At 72.1% G+C, this 15,222-nt stretch carries 12 protein-coding genes and 1 pseudogene; 9 read left to right on the top strand and 4 right to left on the bottom strand.

Annotation, left to right across the window (positions count from 1 at the left end):
• The first annotated feature begins 141 nt into the window (after window positions 1–141).
• Together ACQEVM_RS31315 and ACQEVM_RS31310 are read left to right on the top strand one after the other, a co-directional pair.
• Window positions 142–732 carry a TetR/AcrR family transcriptional regulator gene (locus ACQEVM_RS31315; RefSeq protein WP_433084566.1) on the top strand — a complete coding sequence of 197 codons (591 nt, stop codon included), beginning with the start codon at window positions 142–144 and terminating at the stop codon, window positions 730–732.
• Between the two features lie 107 nt (window positions 733–839).
• Complete coding sequence (locus ACQEVM_RS31310; RefSeq protein WP_433084564.1) at window positions 840–3,047, top strand: MMPL family transporter; 2,208 nt, start codon at window positions 840–842, stop codon at window positions 3,045–3,047.
• A gap of 98 nt (window positions 3,048–3,145) precedes the next feature.
• Here ACQEVM_RS31310 and ACQEVM_RS31305 read toward each other — a convergent pair whose 3' ends face one another.
• Entirely contained in the window at window positions 3,146–3,544 is a 399-nt protein-coding gene (locus ACQEVM_RS31305) for an SsgA family sporulation/cell division regulator (RefSeq protein ID WP_433084562.1), read from the bottom strand.
• Window positions 3,545–3,807: 263 nt separating this feature from the next.
• Between ACQEVM_RS31305 and ACQEVM_RS31300 the strand changes: the two genes are divergently transcribed.
• The 4 genes from ACQEVM_RS31300 to ACQEVM_RS31285 all read left to right on the top strand — a co-directional run bounded on the left by ACQEVM_RS31300 (window position 3,808) and on the right by ACQEVM_RS31285 (window position 7,770).
• Window positions 3,808–4,863, top strand: a complete 1,056-nt coding sequence (locus ACQEVM_RS31300; protein WP_433084560.1) for an energy-coupling factor ABC transporter permease — start codon at window positions 3,808–3,810, stop codon at window positions 4,861–4,863.
• 1 nt (window position 4,864) lies between these two features.
• Entirely contained in the window at window positions 4,865–5,626 is a 762-nt protein-coding gene (gene cbiQ / locus ACQEVM_RS31295) for a cobalt ECF transporter T component CbiQ (protein ID WP_433084558.1), read from the top strand.
• A 118-nt stretch (window positions 5,627–5,744) separates the two neighbouring features.
• Window positions 5,745–6,533, top strand: a complete 789-nt coding sequence (locus ACQEVM_RS31290; RefSeq protein ID WP_433084556.1) for an energy-coupling factor ABC transporter ATP-binding protein — start codon at window positions 5,745–5,747, stop codon at window positions 6,531–6,533.
• A 28-nt stretch (window positions 6,534–6,561) separates the two neighbouring features.
• Window positions 6,562–7,770: a serine hydrolase domain-containing protein gene (locus ACQEVM_RS31285; RefSeq protein WP_433084554.1), complete on the top strand. Its 1,209-nt coding sequence runs from the start codon at window positions 6,562–6,564 to the stop codon at window positions 7,768–7,770.
• A gap of 169 nt (window positions 7,771–7,939) precedes the next feature.
• On the opposite strand, the pseudogene ACQEVM_RS31280 reads toward ACQEVM_RS31285, so the two are convergent.
• The 3 genes and pseudogenes from ACQEVM_RS31280 to ACQEVM_RS31270 form a co-directional block, all read right to left on the bottom strand.
• Window positions 7,940–8,410 (bottom strand): annotated as a pseudogene (locus ACQEVM_RS31280) (YbaK/EbsC family protein); the annotation flags it as partial.
• Window positions 8,411–8,522: 112 nt separating this feature from the next.
• Window positions 8,523–10,190: a penicillin-binding transpeptidase domain-containing protein gene (locus ACQEVM_RS31275; protein WP_433084552.1), complete on the bottom strand. Its 1,668-nt coding sequence runs from the start codon at window positions 10,188–10,190 to the stop codon at window positions 8,523–8,525.
• Window positions 10,191–10,757: 567 nt separating this feature from the next.
• Complete coding sequence (locus tag ACQEVM_RS31270) at window positions 10,758–12,524, bottom strand: dolichyl-phosphate-mannose--protein mannosyltransferase (protein WP_433084550.1); 1,767 nt, start codon at window positions 12,522–12,524, stop codon at window positions 10,758–10,760.
• Between the two features lie 88 nt (window positions 12,525–12,612).
• On the opposite strand from ACQEVM_RS31270, the gene rsmI reads away from it, so the two are divergent.
• The 3 genes from rsmI (at window position 12,613) to ACQEVM_RS31255 (ending at window position 15,146) form a co-directional block, all read left to right on the top strand.
• The gene (gene rsmI, locus ACQEVM_RS31265; RefSeq protein ID WP_433084548.1) at window positions 12,613–13,530 is read left to right on the top strand and encodes a 16S rRNA (cytidine(1402)-2'-O)-methyltransferase; all 918 of its coding nucleotides are present in this window, start codon (window positions 12,613–12,615) and stop codon (window positions 13,528–13,530) included.
• Window positions 13,531–13,667: 137 nt separating this feature from the next.
• Entirely contained in the window at window positions 13,668–14,183 is a 516-nt protein-coding gene (locus tag ACQEVM_RS31260) for a hypothetical protein (RefSeq protein ID WP_433084546.1), read from the top strand.
• 60 nt (window positions 14,184–14,243) lie between these two features.
• A complete protein-coding gene (locus ACQEVM_RS31255) occupies window positions 14,244–15,146 on the top strand; it encodes a TatD family hydrolase (protein ID WP_433084544.1) in 903 nt (300 codons plus the stop codon).
• Window positions 15,147–15,222: the final 76 nt, after the last annotated feature.

Genomic DNA, 15,222 nt, shown 5'->3' with positions numbered 1-15,222 from the left:
TCCGCGCAGGGGGGCCCTGGCAACTCGTACAGGTGATCCATGACACTCCCCGAAGCGAAACGGAACGGTTTCGTTTCGTTCGGGGGGAGGGTACTCTCGAAGGAGTACGAAACCGTTTCGTTCGGATGGGAGGGCCCGGGGATGCCCGAAGAGGTCGCGTCGCGGCGCAGCCGGATCACCCCCGAGCGGGAAGCCGAACTCCACGGGGCGGTCCTCGACCTCCTCCGCGAGGTCGGGTACGAGGCGCTGACCATGGACGCGGTCGCCGCCCGCACCAAGTCCAGCAAGGCCACCCTCTACCGCCAGTGGGGGAGCAAGCCCGAACTGGTGGCCAAGGCCCTGCGATGCACCCAGCCGGTCTCCCTCCGGGAGATCGACACGGGCAGCGTGCGCGGGGACTTCGCCCTGATGGTCGAGCACTCCGACGACGCGCAGATGGCCAAGGACACCGCGCTCATGCGGGGTCTGGCCCATGCCGTCCACGAGAGCCCGGAACTCCACCAGGCACTGCGCGACCTGCTCGTCGATCCCGAGATCAACGGGCTCCAGATGATGTTGCAGCGCGCGGTGGCCCGGGGCGAGATCGCCCCGGACTGTCCGGCGCTCGACTTCGTACCGCACATGCTCATCGGGGCGTTCATCGCGCTCCCTCTGATCGAGGACCGGTCGGTCGACCGGACGTTCCTCGGCCAGTTCCTGGATGCCGTGGTCTTCCCCGCCCTCGGCGTCTGAGTCCCCACGCACGACCCGTACCGCTGCTCCTGACACGCCGCTCTCGTCGTCGGGCCGGCTCACCACGCCCTGTCCCATCCCACGACTCGAACGGGAGAACCACCGACGTGGCCACCTTCCTCTACCGCCTCGGCAAGGGCGCCTTCCGGCGTCGGCGCCTCGTCGCCCTCGTCTGGGTGGCGCTGCTGTTCGTCGCCGGCTTCGGCGCGGCCTCGGCGTCCGCGCCCACCTCAGGCTCCTTCTCGATACCCGGCACCGAGGCCCAGAAGGCCTTCGACCTGCTGGAGCAGCGCTTCCCGGGCATGGCCGCCGACGGCGCCACCGCCCGTATCGTCGTCAAGGCGCCGGCCGGCGCGAAGGTCACCGACCCGGGTGCCAAGACCGAGGTCGAGAAGATCATCTCCGGCCTGCAGAAGGGCCCCGGCGCCGAGCAGATCGCCAAGATCGACGACCCCTACCAGGTCAAGGCCGTCAGCCAGGACGGTTCCACCGCCTACGTCAGCGTCAAGTACGACGTCAGCGGCATGGAGCTGAAGGACGACACCCGCGACGCCCTGAAGGTGTCCGGCAAGGCCGCCCAGGACGCCGGGCTCACCGTCGAGATCGGTGGCGACGCGCTGATGGCCGCGCCCGAGACGGGCTCCGGCGAGATCATCGGCATCGCCATCGCGGCGATCGTCCTGGTCATCACGTTCGGCTCGCTGATCGCGGCCGGACTGCCGCTGCTGACCGCGCTGATCGGCGTGGGCATCGGCGTCTCCAGCATCACGGCCCTCGCCAACGTGCTGGACCTCGGCTCCACCACCTCCACCCTCGCGATGATGATCGGCCTCGCCGTCGGCATCGACTACGCCCTCTTCATCGTCTCCCGCTACCGCGCGGAGCTCGCCGAGGGCCGCGAGCGCGACGAGGCCGCCGGCCGGGCCGCCGGAACCGCCGGCTCCGCCGTCGTCTTCGCCGGCCTGACCGTGGTCATCGCCCTGGTGGGCCTGGCCGTCGTCAACATCCCGATGCTGACCAAGATGGGCGTCGCGGCCGCCGGCACGGTGGTCATCGCGGTCCTCGTGGCCCTGACCCTGGTCCCGGCCATCCTGGGCTTCGCCGGCAAGAAGGTCCTGCCGGCCGGTGCCAAGAGCAAGCTGTTCGGCAAGGGCGGGGCGAAGGCCGAGGGCGCCGAGCCCAAGGCCAACGGCGGCACCCGCTGGGCCCGCTTCGTCCTGCGCCGCCCGATCATGGTGCTGCTGGTCGGTGTGATCGGCCTCGGCGTGATCGCCATCCCGGCGAGCAAGCTGGAGATGGGCCTGCCGGACGACGGCGCCCAGCCGGTCTCCACCACCCAGCGCAAGGCGTACGACCTGCTGTCCGACGGCTTCGGCCCCGGCTTCAACGGCCCGCTGATGATCGTCGTCGACGGCGACAAGGCGCTCGCCGACTCCACGGCCGACCGCATCAAGGGTCTGGAAGGGGTCGTGGCGGTCACCCCGCCGATGTTGAACAAGGACGGCGACGCGGCGATCATCAACGTGATCCCGAAGGACCGGCCCTCCTCGATCGAGACCGAGAACCTGGTCCACGAGATCCGTGACGGCAGCGGCGACGACGTCCTCGTCACCGGCGCCACCGCGATGAACATCGACTTCTCGCAGAAGATGAACGACGCGCTGCTGCCCTACCTGGCGCTCGTGGTCGGCCTCGCCTTCCTGCTGCTGATGCTGGTGTTCCGCTCGATCCTGGTCCCGCTCAAGGCGGCCCTCGGCTTCCTGCTGTCGGTCGTCGCGGCCCTCGGCGCGGTCGTCGCGGTCTTCCAGTGGGGCTGGCTCGGCTCGCTCTTCGGGGTGGAGCAGACCGGTCCGATCATGTCGATGATGCCGATCTTCATGGTGGGCGTGGTCTTCGGCCTGGCCATGGACTACGAGGTCTTCCTGGTCACCCGCATGCGGGAGGCGTACGTCCACGGCGAGCGTCCGGGCCAGGCCGTCGTGACCGGCTTCCAGTACAGCGCGCGGGTGGTCGTGGCCGCCGCCGTCATCATGATCGCCGTGTTCTCGGGCTTCATCGGAGCCAGTGAGCAGATGGTCAAGATGATCGGCTTCGGCCTGGCCGTCGCCGTCTTCTTCGACGCCTTCGTGGTCCGCATGGCGATCGTCCCGGCGGTACTGGCGCTGCTCGGCCACAAGGCCTGGTGGCTGCCGAAGTGGCTCGACCGGCTCCTGCCGAACGTGGACGTGGAGGGCGAGAGCCTGCGCAAGCACCTCGGCGACTCCGGCGACGCCTCGGACGGTCCGGACAAGGACCGCGAGCTGATCAACGCCTGACCGTCATCGCGGCAGAGGCCGGCCCCGCACCCGAAGCACCGGGTGCGGGGCCGGCCCCGTTCGCGCCCGCCGGTCGGACGGGTGCGGTGGCGTTGGGCCTAACGGGTGGCGTGCTCGCCGACCGGCGTCGCGGCGGGCGTCGCGGCGGGGGCGTACGTACGGCGCAGGAAGCGGCGCAGCGCGGAGAGGTCGAACTGGACCACGGCGACGCCCTCGGGGGAGTGGAACTCGACGATCGCCTGCACCCGGCCGCACGGCCAGACCCGTACGTCACCGGTCCCGGTCGGGGCGGTCAGGCCCGCCTCCAGGAGGGCGCGGGGGAAGACCCACTCGTTGTCCGTGCCCTCGGGGGACAGGTCGGCCGGGAAGACGATCCGTACGGCCAGCGGCTCGGCGGAGGTGAACCGCAGGAGGACCGGAATCGCCCGGTAGAGCGGATCGTCCGTGATCACACGGGCGCGGACGCGCTCCTCCACGGTGGTGGTCACCTCGGTCACGTGGGGACTATCGGCGGTCGCTGACATCGACACCGCTCCTACAAATCGGACCATATGCGTCTCTATTGCCCCAGCGTCGCACATTCCAACGAATCCGCGCGCCACTATTTGGGGCGCGTACGCTCTTGCCAACGGTTTGCAAGTGGGCACTATTCTTGAACGGTTAAAGACTTTGTCAGCGCAACACCGGCCCGAGCTCCCACGCACCCCACCGCCATGAGCCCCACCGCCGTGAGCCTTACCGCAGGAAGCGGAGCAGACACATGCATGTCCCCGACGGCTTCATCGACGCCCCCGTCTCCATAGCCGCGGGCGTCGCTGCCGCGGGCGCGGTGGCGGTCAGCCTCCGCGGCGCCCGCCGCGAGCTCGACGAGCGCACCGCACCGCTCGCCGGCCTGGTCGCCGCCTTCATCTTCGCCGTGCAGATGCTCAACTTCCCGGTGGCCGCCGGCACCAGCGGCCACCTCCTGGGAGGGGCCCTCGCCGCGATCCTCGTCGGCCCCTACACGGGCGTGCTCTGCGTCTCCGTGGTCCTGCTCATGCAGGGCATCCTCTTCGCCGACGGCGGTCTGACGGCCCTCGGCGTGAACATCACCGTCATGGGCGTCGTCACCGTCGTGATCGCCTACGCGATCTTCCGCGGCCTGGTGAAGGTGCTGCCGACCGGCCGGGCCTCGATCACCACCGCCGCCTTCGTCGGGGCCCTGCTCTCGGTGCCCGGCGCGGCCACCGCCTTCACCGCGATCTACGCCGTCGGAGGGACGACCGACATCCCGGTGGCCAAGGTGTTCACCGCGATGGTCGGCGTACACGTCCTCATCGGCATCGGCGAGGCCCTCATCACGGCCGCGACCGTGGGCGCCGTGCTGGCCGTCCGCCCCGACCTGGTCCACGGCGCGCGCGGGCTGGCCACGCCGCTGAAGCTGCGCGTCGACGGCGAACTCGTCGACGCCCCGAGCGCCGCCCCGGCGCCCGTCGCAGCCGCCCGTTCCACCAAGCCCGTGTGGATCACCGGCCTGGTCACCGCCCTCGTGCTGGCCGGTGTCGTGTCCTACTACGCCTCCGCCAGCCCCGACGGGCTGGAGAAGGTCGCCGCCGACAAGGGCATCGACGCCCACGTCGAGGAGCACGCCTCCGCGAACTCCCCCGTCGCCGACTACAGCGTCAAGGGCGTCGGCGACGCCCGACTGTCCGGCGGCCTCGCCGGGATCATCGGCGTCGGCGTGACCGTCGTCGTCGGCACCGGCATCTTCTGGGTGGTCCGACGCCGCCGCGCCGAGGACCTGACCGCCACCTCCACCGCCGTGCCCACCGCCTGACATGGGGGCCGGCCACACCCACAAGCTCTACCGGCACGGGCACTCGCCCCTCCACGCCCTGCCGCCGCACTGCAAGCTCGCCGCGACCTTCGCGTTCGTGCTGGTCGTCGTGTCCACACCGCGGGAGGCGATGTGGGCCTTCGGCCTGTACGCCCTCCTGCTCGCGGCGGTCACGGCCGTCGCACGGATCCCGGCCGGCTTCGTGCTGCGCCGGCTCCTGATCGAGGTGCCGTTCGTCGCCTTCGCCGTGCTCATGCCCTTCGTGGCGGAGGGCGAGCGGGTCGAGGTGCTCGGCATGTCGCTGAGCGTCTCCGGCCTGTGGGGCGCCTGGAACGTGCTCGCCAAGGGCACCCTCGGGGTGGCCGCCTCCGTCCTGCTCGCCTCGACGACCGAACTGCGGGCGCTGCTCCTCGGCCTCCAGCGGCTGAAACTGCCGCCACTGCTGGTCCAGATCGCCTCGTTCATGATCCGGTACGGCGACGTGATCGGCGGCGAACTCCGCCGGATGTCGATCGCCCGCCGCTCGCGCGGGTTCGAGGCGCGCGGGATCCGGCACTGGGGGGTGCTGGCCAAGACGGCCGGCGCGCTGTTCATCCGGTCCTACGAACGCGGCGAGCGGGTCTACCTCGCGATGGTCAGCCGCGGCTACTCCGGCTCCATGCCGGTGATCGACGACGTCGCGGCCACGCGCGCGCAGTGGGCGTACGCGGCCGTGCTCCCGCTGGCGGCGCTCGCCGTCTGTCTGATGGGGTGGACGCTGTGAACGCGATGGGTGGAGTGGACACCGTGAACGTGCCGGGTGGGACGGGCGCCGCGAACGTGATGCGTGGGCTGGACACCGTGAACGTGCCGGGTGGGACGGGCACCGCGAACGTGATGGGATGGACGCCGTGAACGCCCCCTCGACCCCCGCACCGGCCTCGCTGGACGTATCCGGCCTCGCCTACGCCTACCCGGACGGACACCAGGCCCTCTTCGGTGTGAACCTGACCGTCGGGCAGGGGGAACGCGTCGCCCTCCTCGGCCCCAACGGCGCGGGCAAGACCACGCTCGTCCTGCACCTCAACGGCATCCTGGCCGGAGGGGTCGGCACCGTGACGGTGGCCGGGCTGCCCGTGGAGAAGCGGAACTTCGCCGAGATCCGCCGCCGGGTCGGCATCGTCTTCCAGGACCCCGACGACCAGTTGTTCATGCCCACCGTGCGCGAGGACGTGGCCTTCGGCCCCGCCGCCGCCGGCATGCGGGGCGAGGAACTGGAGCAGCGGGTCCGGGAGGCGCTGGAACAGGTCGGCATGGCCTCCTTCGCGGACCGGCCGCCGCACCACCTGTCCTTCGGCCAACGCCGACGGGTGGCGGTGGCCACCGTACTGGCGATGCGGCCCGAGATCCTGGTCCTGGACGAGCCCTCCTCCAACCTCGACCCCGCCTCGCGGCGCGAGCTGGCCGACATCCTGCGCTCGCTGGACGTGACGGTGCTCATGGTCACGCACGACCTGCCGTACGCGCTCGAACTGTGCCCGCGCGCGGTGATCCTCAGCGACGGGGTCATCACCGCCGACGGGCGGACACAGGACCTGCTGTGCGACGAGGAACTGATGGGCGCCCACCGGCTGGAACTCCCCTTCGGCTTCGACCCGCGTTCGGTGACACCGCCCACGCCGGCGGCATAAGCGCCGGCGGTCGGTTGTTGGAACCGTCGTGGAGATCCAGGGTGAGGTGACGGAGGGCTTCGAGGCCGTCCGGGACGCGTTCGCGCGCAACTTCGAGGTGCTCGGGGACCGGGGCGCGGCCGTGGCCGTGTACCGCGACGGCCGCAAGGTCGTGGACCTGTGGGCCGGTACGAAGGACGTGGACGGCGGCGACACCCGGGGCACGGACGGCGCGTCCGCGGTCCATGCCCCGGAAGGCGCCGCGCCCTGGACCGCGGACACGGCGCAGGTCGTGCGCTCGGCCACCAAGGGCGTCGCCGCGGCCGTCCCGCTGCTTCTCCACCAGCGGGGGCTGCTGGACCTGGACGCGCCGGTCGGGGCCCACTGGCCGGAGTTCAAGGCGGGCGGCAAGGAGCGGACACGGGTCCGCGACCTGCTGGCACACCGTGCGGGCGTCCCGGCGCTGGACCGACCGTTGACGCCGGCCCAGGCGGCGGACGGCGAGAGCGGGCCGCGGGCCGTCGCCGAACAGACCGCCTTCTGGCAGCCCGGCACGGACCACGGCTACCACGCGCAGACGTACAGCTGGCTGCTGTCGGAACTGGTGCTCCGGGTGACCGGCACGTCGGTGGGGCAGTGGCTCGCGCGGGAGGTCACGGGGCCGCTGGGCCTGGACTTCTGGATCGGGCTGCCCGACGCCGAGGCGGGACGGGTCGGCAGGGTCGGACCGGTGGAGCCGCCGGCGTCGGCGGGAGCGCTGCGCACCCGGCCCCGCAGAAACGTTTCGGAGGCCTACGCCGACCCGCACTCGCCGACCCGGCGCGCCTTCGCGGCCATCGACCCCCTGCCCGACGAGAACGACCCCGCCTACCGGGCCGCCGAACTGCCCGCCTCGGCCGGCATCGGCACCGCCCGGGCCCTGGCCGGCTTCTACGCCGCGCTACTGGGCGACACCGAGGACGGAACCCGCCTCTTCACCCCCGAGACCGCGGCCCTGGCGTCCTCGGAACTCTCCTCGGGACCGGACCGGGTCCTCGTCGTCAACACCCGCTTCGGCCCCGGCTACATGCTGCACGGTCCGGCCTCCCCGCTGCTGTCCCCGGCCTCCTTCGGGCACCCGGGACGCGGCGGCTCGCTGGCCTTCGCCGACGCGGAGGCGGGCATCGGCTTCGGGTACGTCACCAATTCCCTGGCCAAGTCGGTCACCGCCGACCCCCGCGCGCAGTCCCTGGTCCGGGCGGTACGCGCGTCCCTCTGAGCGCGGTCCCGCCGGGCGCGCGGCCTCGCCGTGGGCGCGGGTCGGGGCGCGGGTGGGGGGCGCGCGTCGGGGCGCGCGTTCGCGCCTCGGGGCTCGCGGCTCGGGAACGTCCGTGCTCGCGGCTCGGGGGGACGCCCGTGCTCGGGGCTCGGGGGGACGCCCGTGCTCGGGGCTCGCGGACGTCCGTCAGGGTGGCGCCCGCGACGGTCACGAGCTGCTTCGGATCCATGCGGAACACCGTGTGCGGCGTCCCGGCCGCCGCCCACACGACGTCGTGGTCCAGCAGGGAGCGGTCCGCCAGGACCCGGGTACGGGAGCGGTGGCCGAAGGGCGGGACGCCGCCGATGGCGTACCCGGTCGTCTCCCGGACCAGAGCGGCGTCCGCCCGGGTGACCTTCGCCGCCCCCAGTTCCCTGCGCACGGCCTCCACGTCCACCCGGGACGACCCGTCCATCAGAACCAGTACCGGCACCCCGTCCGCCGCGAAGATCAGCGACTTCACGATCTGGCTGAGCTCGCAGCCGATCGCCGCCGCCGCGTCGGCGGCGGTACGGGTGCCGTCCGGGAAGGTCCGTACGGACAGGTCCGTCAGTCCCAGTTCGGCCAGGGCTTCCGCGAAGAGGGGGTGTGTGGTGGTCATGTCGCCACCCTGGGCCTCGGTGTCGTCCCGTCGCCGAGGTGCTTTCGAAGTCCCGCCCGGCTCGAACGGCGACCGCGACCCGCAGGGCGGGCCCGCGATCACCCCGGCCGGATCAGGAACGCAGGACCGCCGCCACGATCGGGCCCGCCGCGTCACCGCCGTGGCCACCGCCCTCGACCATCGCCGCCGCCGCCACGTCGTCGCTGAAGCCCGTGAACCAACTGTCCGGGCTCGCCGCGCCGTCCACCTCCGCCGAGCCGGTCTTCGCGCCCTTGTCGCCGCCGACCGAGGCCATCGCCTCGGCGCCGGTACCGCTGGTCGCCGTCAGCCGCATCATGGACACCAGTTGGCCGCGCACCGACGACTTCATCGTGCGCGCCGCCGTCGCGGTCGGCCGGCCGTCCAGCTCGGCGGAGACCAACAGCGGCTGGTGGAACCGGCCGCTGCGCGCCGTCGCCGTGATGGACGCGATGTTCAGCGGGTTCATGGTGATCTGGCCCTGCCCGATGTACTCGGCCGCCGACTCCGCGCCGGTCGTCACCGGGACCTTGCCGTCGAAGGACTTGATGCCCGTCTTCCAGTCCAGGCCGATGCCGAAGACCTCCGTGGCCTCCTTCGACAGCGCGGCGTCCTCGTCGACCTCCTTGATCTGCTTGATGAAGGCGGTGTTGCAGGACTTGGCGAAGCTCGTGGAGAAGTTCGTGCCCGCCGGCAGTTGGAAGTTGCTCAGATTGTGGAAGGAACGGCCGCCCCAGGAGACCGTCTTGTCGCACGGGGCGGGCCTGTCGGCGGCCACCTTGCCCCGGTCGAGCAGCATCGCCGCCGTGACGATCTTCATCGTCGATCCGGGTGCGCGCGTGCCCGTCATCGCCGCGTTGTAGCCGTCCTTGCGGTGGTTGGCGATGGCCAGGATGTGACCGTTGCTCGGCTTGACGGCCACCACCGAGGACTCCGGGTACTTGGCCACCGCCTGCTCCGCCGCCGCCTGCACCTTCGCGTCCAGGTACGTCTTGAGCGTGCTCGGCTCCCCCGCCACCAGGGTCAACAGCGTGCGTCGGCCGCCGCCGTCCTGCCCGGCGTCACCGTCCTGAGTGGGAGCCGTGGCCGGTTCGATCCACAGCTCCACTCCCGCCTTGCCGCCGGCCTTGCCGCCGTAGACCTCGCGCAGTTGGGCCAGTACGGGCCGCAGCGACGGGTACTTCTCCGGGGTCAGTTCCTGGTCGTTGCGGTCCACCAGCTTGACCGGGGGACTGGCCGGTGTGCCCGCGCGCAGACGCTCGCCGCGCTTGAGGTCCGGATGGATCACCGATGCCTGCCAGTCGACCAGGGCCTTCCCGGTACTGAGTCCGCGGACCACGGTGAGCCGGGACTCGTACGCGAGGGGCTTGGTCGTGCCCTCGTAGGTGACCTCGGCCTCGACCTTGAAGGGCACGGTCGTGCCGCTCGGGGTGCCGGGAGTGATCACCGCCTTGGACACGTAGGCCCTGGCCTTGAAGTCGGCGACCGCCGACAGTGCCTCGGACGCGTTGTTCGTCCAGTCGGCCGCCGCGCGCTCGTCCCCGGCCGCCCACGCGGTCAGGAAGCCCTTCGCGGCCTCGGAGGTCTCCTTCTCGGTGACCGGCCCCTCTCCCCTCGACGCGCCGGCCGCCGTCGTGCCGTCGGTCGTGTCGTCCTTGCCCCCGCCGGTGTCGCCGACCAGTGAGTACATGCCGTATCCGGCTCCGCCGATCATCGCGAGGAAAACCCCGCCGATGATGGCACCCTTCGCCGCCCCGTTCACTTGCGTCCCCTCCCCAGGAACCACGGTTCTCTGAACATGTTCAAGAACCCCTGGTGTGGACATTACGCTGAGCGAGCGCGTGTTGCGCGCGTTGTTACCGGACCGGAACGTGCCCCCCGTCACACGCCGAACGGGGCGCCCGGGCCGGAGCGTTGACGATGGGCGCGGCACCGGGCGCCTCGGCGGTGCCGGTGCGGGCGGCCGTCGGGTCGCCCGTCCGCCCGGCGCTCCGCCCCATGCGACGGGGCCCGGCCGGGCCGGATGCCGGTCCGGGAGTTCCATGGGGTTCTCCCGGTATGCCGGAATCGGCGAAAGTGCTGCAAAGCGACAGCCGAGCCGGATACCGTCCCAGCTCAGCAAGCCTGCTCCCCGCACGTGCGGGGATGGCCCCCAGGAACCAGGCCACGGTGCTGGTGTCCCCCGCTGCTCCCCGCACGTGCGGGGATGGCCCCTCGTGCGCGAAGTCCTCCAGCCAGACCCCGTTCTGCCCCCGCACGCCGCGGGGATGAGCCCCGCGACATGCCGAGGGCCCGGCACCTCCCGGTGCCGGGCCCGCGGATTGTGCTGCTAGACCCAGGTGTCCAGCCACATGCGGCCGCGCCAGGAGTCCATCGGGAGGGACTGGCCCGTGTAGATGGGCCAGAAGTAGATGAAGTTCCAGATGATCAGCAGGACGAGTACGCCCGCGCCGATCGCGCCGATCGCGCGGCGGCGTTCCGAGGAGCCCGCCGGGCCGAGCATCGCGCCGATCATCATCGCCACGGCCAGGCACAGGTACGGGACGAAGACCACCGCGTAGAAGAAGAAGATGGTCCGCTCCTGGTAGTTGAACCAGGGCAGCAGGCCGGCGGCCAGCGCGCACGTGATGGCGCCCGCCCGCCAGTCGCGGCGGAACAGCCACCGCCACAGGACGTACAGCAGCGCGAAGCAGCCGGCCCACCAGAGCAGGGGTGTGCCCAGGGCCAGTACCTCGCGGGCGCACTTGGCGGTCTCCGTGGCCGGGCAGCCGTCCGTGCCGGGTGCGGGGGACTCGTAGAAGTACGAGACGGGCCGGCCGAGCACGAGCCAGCTCCACGGGTTCGACTCGTAGGTGTGGCCCGAGGTCAGGCCCACGTGGAACTTGTAGACCTCGGTCTCGTAGTGCCACAGGCTCCGCAGCCATTCGGGCAGGAAGGACAGCGAGCTGTGTTGGTCGTTCTTGGCGGCCCAGTCGCGGAAGTAGCCGCCCTTGCCGTTGTCGGGGCTGAGGATCCAGCCCGTCCACGACGCCAGGTACACGCCGATGGCCACCGGCACCGTGGAGAGGAAGCCGGGCAGCGCGTCCTTGCGCAGCATCGCCGCGTACGGGGCGCCCGCGCCGGCGGTGCGGCGCGCGGCCGCGTCCCACAGCACGGTCAGGATCCCGAAGAAGGCCAGGATCACCAGGCCGTTCCACTTGGTGCCGAACGCCAGGCCCAGGCAGACGCCCGCCAGGATCCGGTACGGGCGCCAACCCAGCCGCAGTGTCTCCGCGACGGCGAGGTCGGGACGGGTGCGCCCGTCCTCGTCCACGGGGAGCGCCGCCGCGAGTTTCGCCCGGGCCTTGTCCCGGTCGACGACCAGCGCCCCGAAGGCGGCCAGGACGAAGAACATCAGCACCAGGTCGAGGAGGGCCGTGCGGCTCATCACCAGGTGCAGGCCGTCCACCGCCAGCAGCGCGCCCGCCAGGCAGCCCAGGAAGGTGGAGCGGAAGAGCCGGCGGCCGATCCGGCACAGCATCAGCACGGACAGCGTGCCGAGCACGGCGGTCATGAACCGCCAGCCGAACGGATCGAAGCCGAACATCCACTCGCCGATGCCGATCACCCATTTGCCGACCGGCGGGTGCACGACGTAGCCCGGGTCCAGCGGCAACGCCACCCCGTCCGGGTCGGACAGGATCGACTTGTCGATGTCCTTGGGCCAACTCGCCTCGTAGCCCTGCCGGATCGTGGCCCAGGCGTCCTTGGCGTAGTACGTCTCGTCGAATATCACCGCCTTGGGGCTGCCCAGGTGCACGAACCGCAGCACCCCGGCGACCAGGGCCACCAGCAGCGGTCCGACCCACGCCAGGACCCGCTGCCAGGTGACCGCCGCCGCGGCCGGCACGCCGAGCGCCGTCCACAACTGTGCGGAGGGGCGGGCGTACGGGGGCACGAGGCGGGTGCGGACGTCCGCGTCCGGGGTCCGCGGCGCGTAGCCGAAGCCCCGCAGACGGCGGAGCCAGACGGACGGCTCGGGCTCGGAGTCGCGTCCGTCCGAGGGGGCGGGCGGGGCCCCCGCGGGGCTGGGCGGCGGCGTCGCGGTACTGGTCACCGGGTCATCGTAGGGAACGCGTCCGCGGGAACCCCAGCGCCGGGGCGGCCCGGGGCGTGCCGGCTGGGGCTCCTGAGAGGATGGGCGGGTGACGACTGACCAGCCCCGCGGCGCCGATACCTCCCCTTCCACCGGTGTGCTCGTGCTCGCCGGCACCCCGATCGGCGATCTCGCCGACGCCCCTCCCCGGCTCGGGGCCGAGCTGGAGCGGGCCGACGTGGTCGCCGCCGAGGACACCCGGCGGCTGCGGAGGCTGACCCAGGGGCTCGGGGTGCACACCACCGGGCGCGTCCTGTCGTACTTCGAGGGCAACGAGTCCGCGCGCACACCCGAGCTGGTCGAGGCCCTGGAGGCCGGCAAGCGCGTGTTGTTGGTCACCGACGCCGGCATGCCCTCGGTGTCCGACCCCGGCTACCGGCTGGTCGCCGCCGCCGTGGAGAAGGACATCAAGGTCACCGCCGTGCCGGGGCCCTCCGCCGTGCTGACCGCGCTCGCCCTGTCCGGATTGCCCGTGGACCGGTTCTGCTTCGAGGGCTTCCTGCCGCGCAAGGCCGGCGAGCGCCTCGGCCGGTTGCGCGAGGTCGAGTCGGAGCGCCGCACCCTCGTCTACTTCGAGGCGCCCCACCGGCTCGACGACACCCTGGCCGCCATGGCCGAGGTCTTCGGCGCCGACCGGCGGGCCGCCGTCTGCCGCGAACTGACCAAGACGTACGAGGAGGTCAAGCGCGGCGGGCTCGGCGAGCTGGCGGAGTGGGCCGCCGAGGGCGTGCGCGGGGAGATCACGGTCGTCGTCGAGGGCGCCCCGGCCGCCGGCCCCGGCGACGTGGACGACGAGGAGCTGGTGCGCAGGGTGCGGGTGCGAGAGGAGGCGGGGGAGCGTCGCAAGGAGGCCATCGCCGCCGTCGCCGCCGAGGCGGGCGTACCCAAGCGGGACGTTTTCGACGCGGTCGTCGCGGCAAAGAACGCGGCACAAAAGGTGCCCGGAATCGGAAAAGACCGGGCCTGAAAAGCAAAGCTCAGGCCGTGTATCGGGCACTTTGGGCATGACTCGGCCAAAGGCCGTCCAACAGTCGACAGGGCCTGATGCGCTCCCGCCTCCAGAGGCGTCCACTGGCTATGCACCAGTGGAACAGAGGAGCTGGCATGACCGAGATCGCAGACACCCCGGTACCCGGACCCGTCGTCGCCGCCACCGTCGAATCCCCCGTCGTCCCCGCGCCCTTGAAGCGCGACGTCCCGACCGTGCACGAGGCGTACTCGTTCGCCTGCATGAAGTGCGGATACGGCTGGGAGCAGGGCTACGAGATAGAGCACCACGTCGACGCCGAGGGCCGGCCCGTCATCGTCTACACGGTGCAGGGCGAACGGGTCCCGTCCCCGCTCTCCAACCCGACGTGCGTGAACTGCGGCGGCCACGTGGTCCGCATCATGCGCGAGGGTCAGGTCAAGTCGGTGCTCGGCACGCTCGACCGGCTCTACCACCACCCCGTGGCGCCCGGCATCGCCGGACCCGTCCCGGCCGGGGCGAACACCCCGCGCACCCCCAAGCCCCGCAAGTCGCCCCGGGCGCACGCCGCCCCGGGGTCGGTGCCCGGGACCGAAGGGGAGGGGCGCCCGGGACTGCTGGCCCGGCTGACGCGGCGGTTCCGCCGGTCCTGAGCCCGCTCCCGCACGGGACGCGGGGAGGCGTCCCGGAGCCCCGGTCATAGGATCGGCCGTATGAGCCGTACCGCCAACGACGCACCGCCCCCGCCGCCCGAACCGCTGCGGGTGGCGGTCGCCGATTCCCACACCCACCTGGACATGCAGTCGGGCACCGTCGAGGAGGGCCTTGCCAAGGCCGCCTCGGTGGGCGTGACCACCGTCGTGCAGGTGGGCTGCGACGTGAAGGGCTCGCGCTGGGCCGCCGAGACCGCCGCCGCGTACGCGAACGTCCACGCGGCCGTCGCCCTCCACCCGAACGAGGCCCCCCGCATCGTTCACGGCGATCCGGACGGCTGGTCCCGGCAGGGAGCCCGGGCCGGCGGCGGCGACGGCGCCCTCGACGAGGCGCTCGCCGAGATCGAGGCCCTCGCGGCGCTCGACCACGTGAAGGCGGTCGGCGAGACCGGCCTCGACTTCTTCCGCACCGGCCCCGAGGGCATGGCGGCGCAGGAGCGCTCCTTCCGCGCCCACATCGAGATCGCCAAGCGCCGGGGCAAGGCCCTGGTCATCCACGACCGCGAGGCCCACGCCGACGTGCTGCGCATCCTGCGCGAGGAGGGCGCGCCCGAACGCACCGTCTTCCACTGCTACTCGGGGGACGCCGAGATGGCCCGCGAGTGCGCCGCCGCCGGCTACTACATGTCCTTCGCCGGCACCGTCACCTTCAAGAACGCCGCCCCGCTGCGCGAGGCCCTCGCCGTGGCCCCGCTGGAACTGGTGCTCGTGGAGACCGACGCCCCGTACCTCACCCCGGCGCCCTACCGCGGCCGACCCAACGCCCCGTACCTGATCCCGGTCACCGTGCGGGCCATGGCGGCCGTCCGGGGCCTCGACGAGGACGCCATGGCGACCGCCCTGGCCGCCAACACGGCGCGCGCCTTCGACTACGTCCCGCCGAGCCCCGGCGCCGCGCTCTGACAAGCGCGCCGCTCTGACGAACCCGTCGCTCTGACACACCCGTTCGCCTGACACGCTGCGTAACCGAACGACTTTG

Source organism: Streptomyces sp. CA-243310 (assembly GCF_050936775.1).
In the GTDB taxonomy this organism is placed as follows: Bacteria; Actinomycetota; Actinomycetes; order Streptomycetales; family Streptomycetaceae; genus Streptomyces.
This window is presented reverse-complemented; position numbering and strand designations above follow the sequence as displayed.

Bases quoted from the DNA above. Each gene is read 5' to 3' on its own strand.
- ACQEVM_RS31290 (WP_433084556.1), top strand. From the start codon at position 5,745: ATGGACGCCGTGAACGCCCCCTCGACCCCCGCACCGGCCTCGCTGGAC.
- ACQEVM_RS31300 (WP_433084560.1), top strand. From the start codon at position 3,808: ATGCATGTCCCCGACGGCTTCATCGACGCCCCCGTCTCCATAGCCGCG.
- ACQEVM_RS31260 (WP_433084546.1), top strand. From the start codon at position 13,668: ATGACCGAGATCGCAGACACCCCGGTACCCGGACCCGTCGTCGCCGCC.
- cbiQ (WP_433084558.1), top strand. From the start codon at position 4,865: ATGGGGGCCGGCCACACCCACAAGCTCTACCGGCACGGGCACTCGCCC.
- ACQEVM_RS31315 (WP_433084566.1), top strand. From the start codon at position 142: ATGCCCGAAGAGGTCGCGTCGCGGCGCAGCCGGATCACCCCCGAGCGG.
- ACQEVM_RS31255 (WP_433084544.1), top strand. From the start codon at position 14,244: ATGAGCCGTACCGCCAACGACGCACCGCCCCCGCCGCCCGAACCGCTG.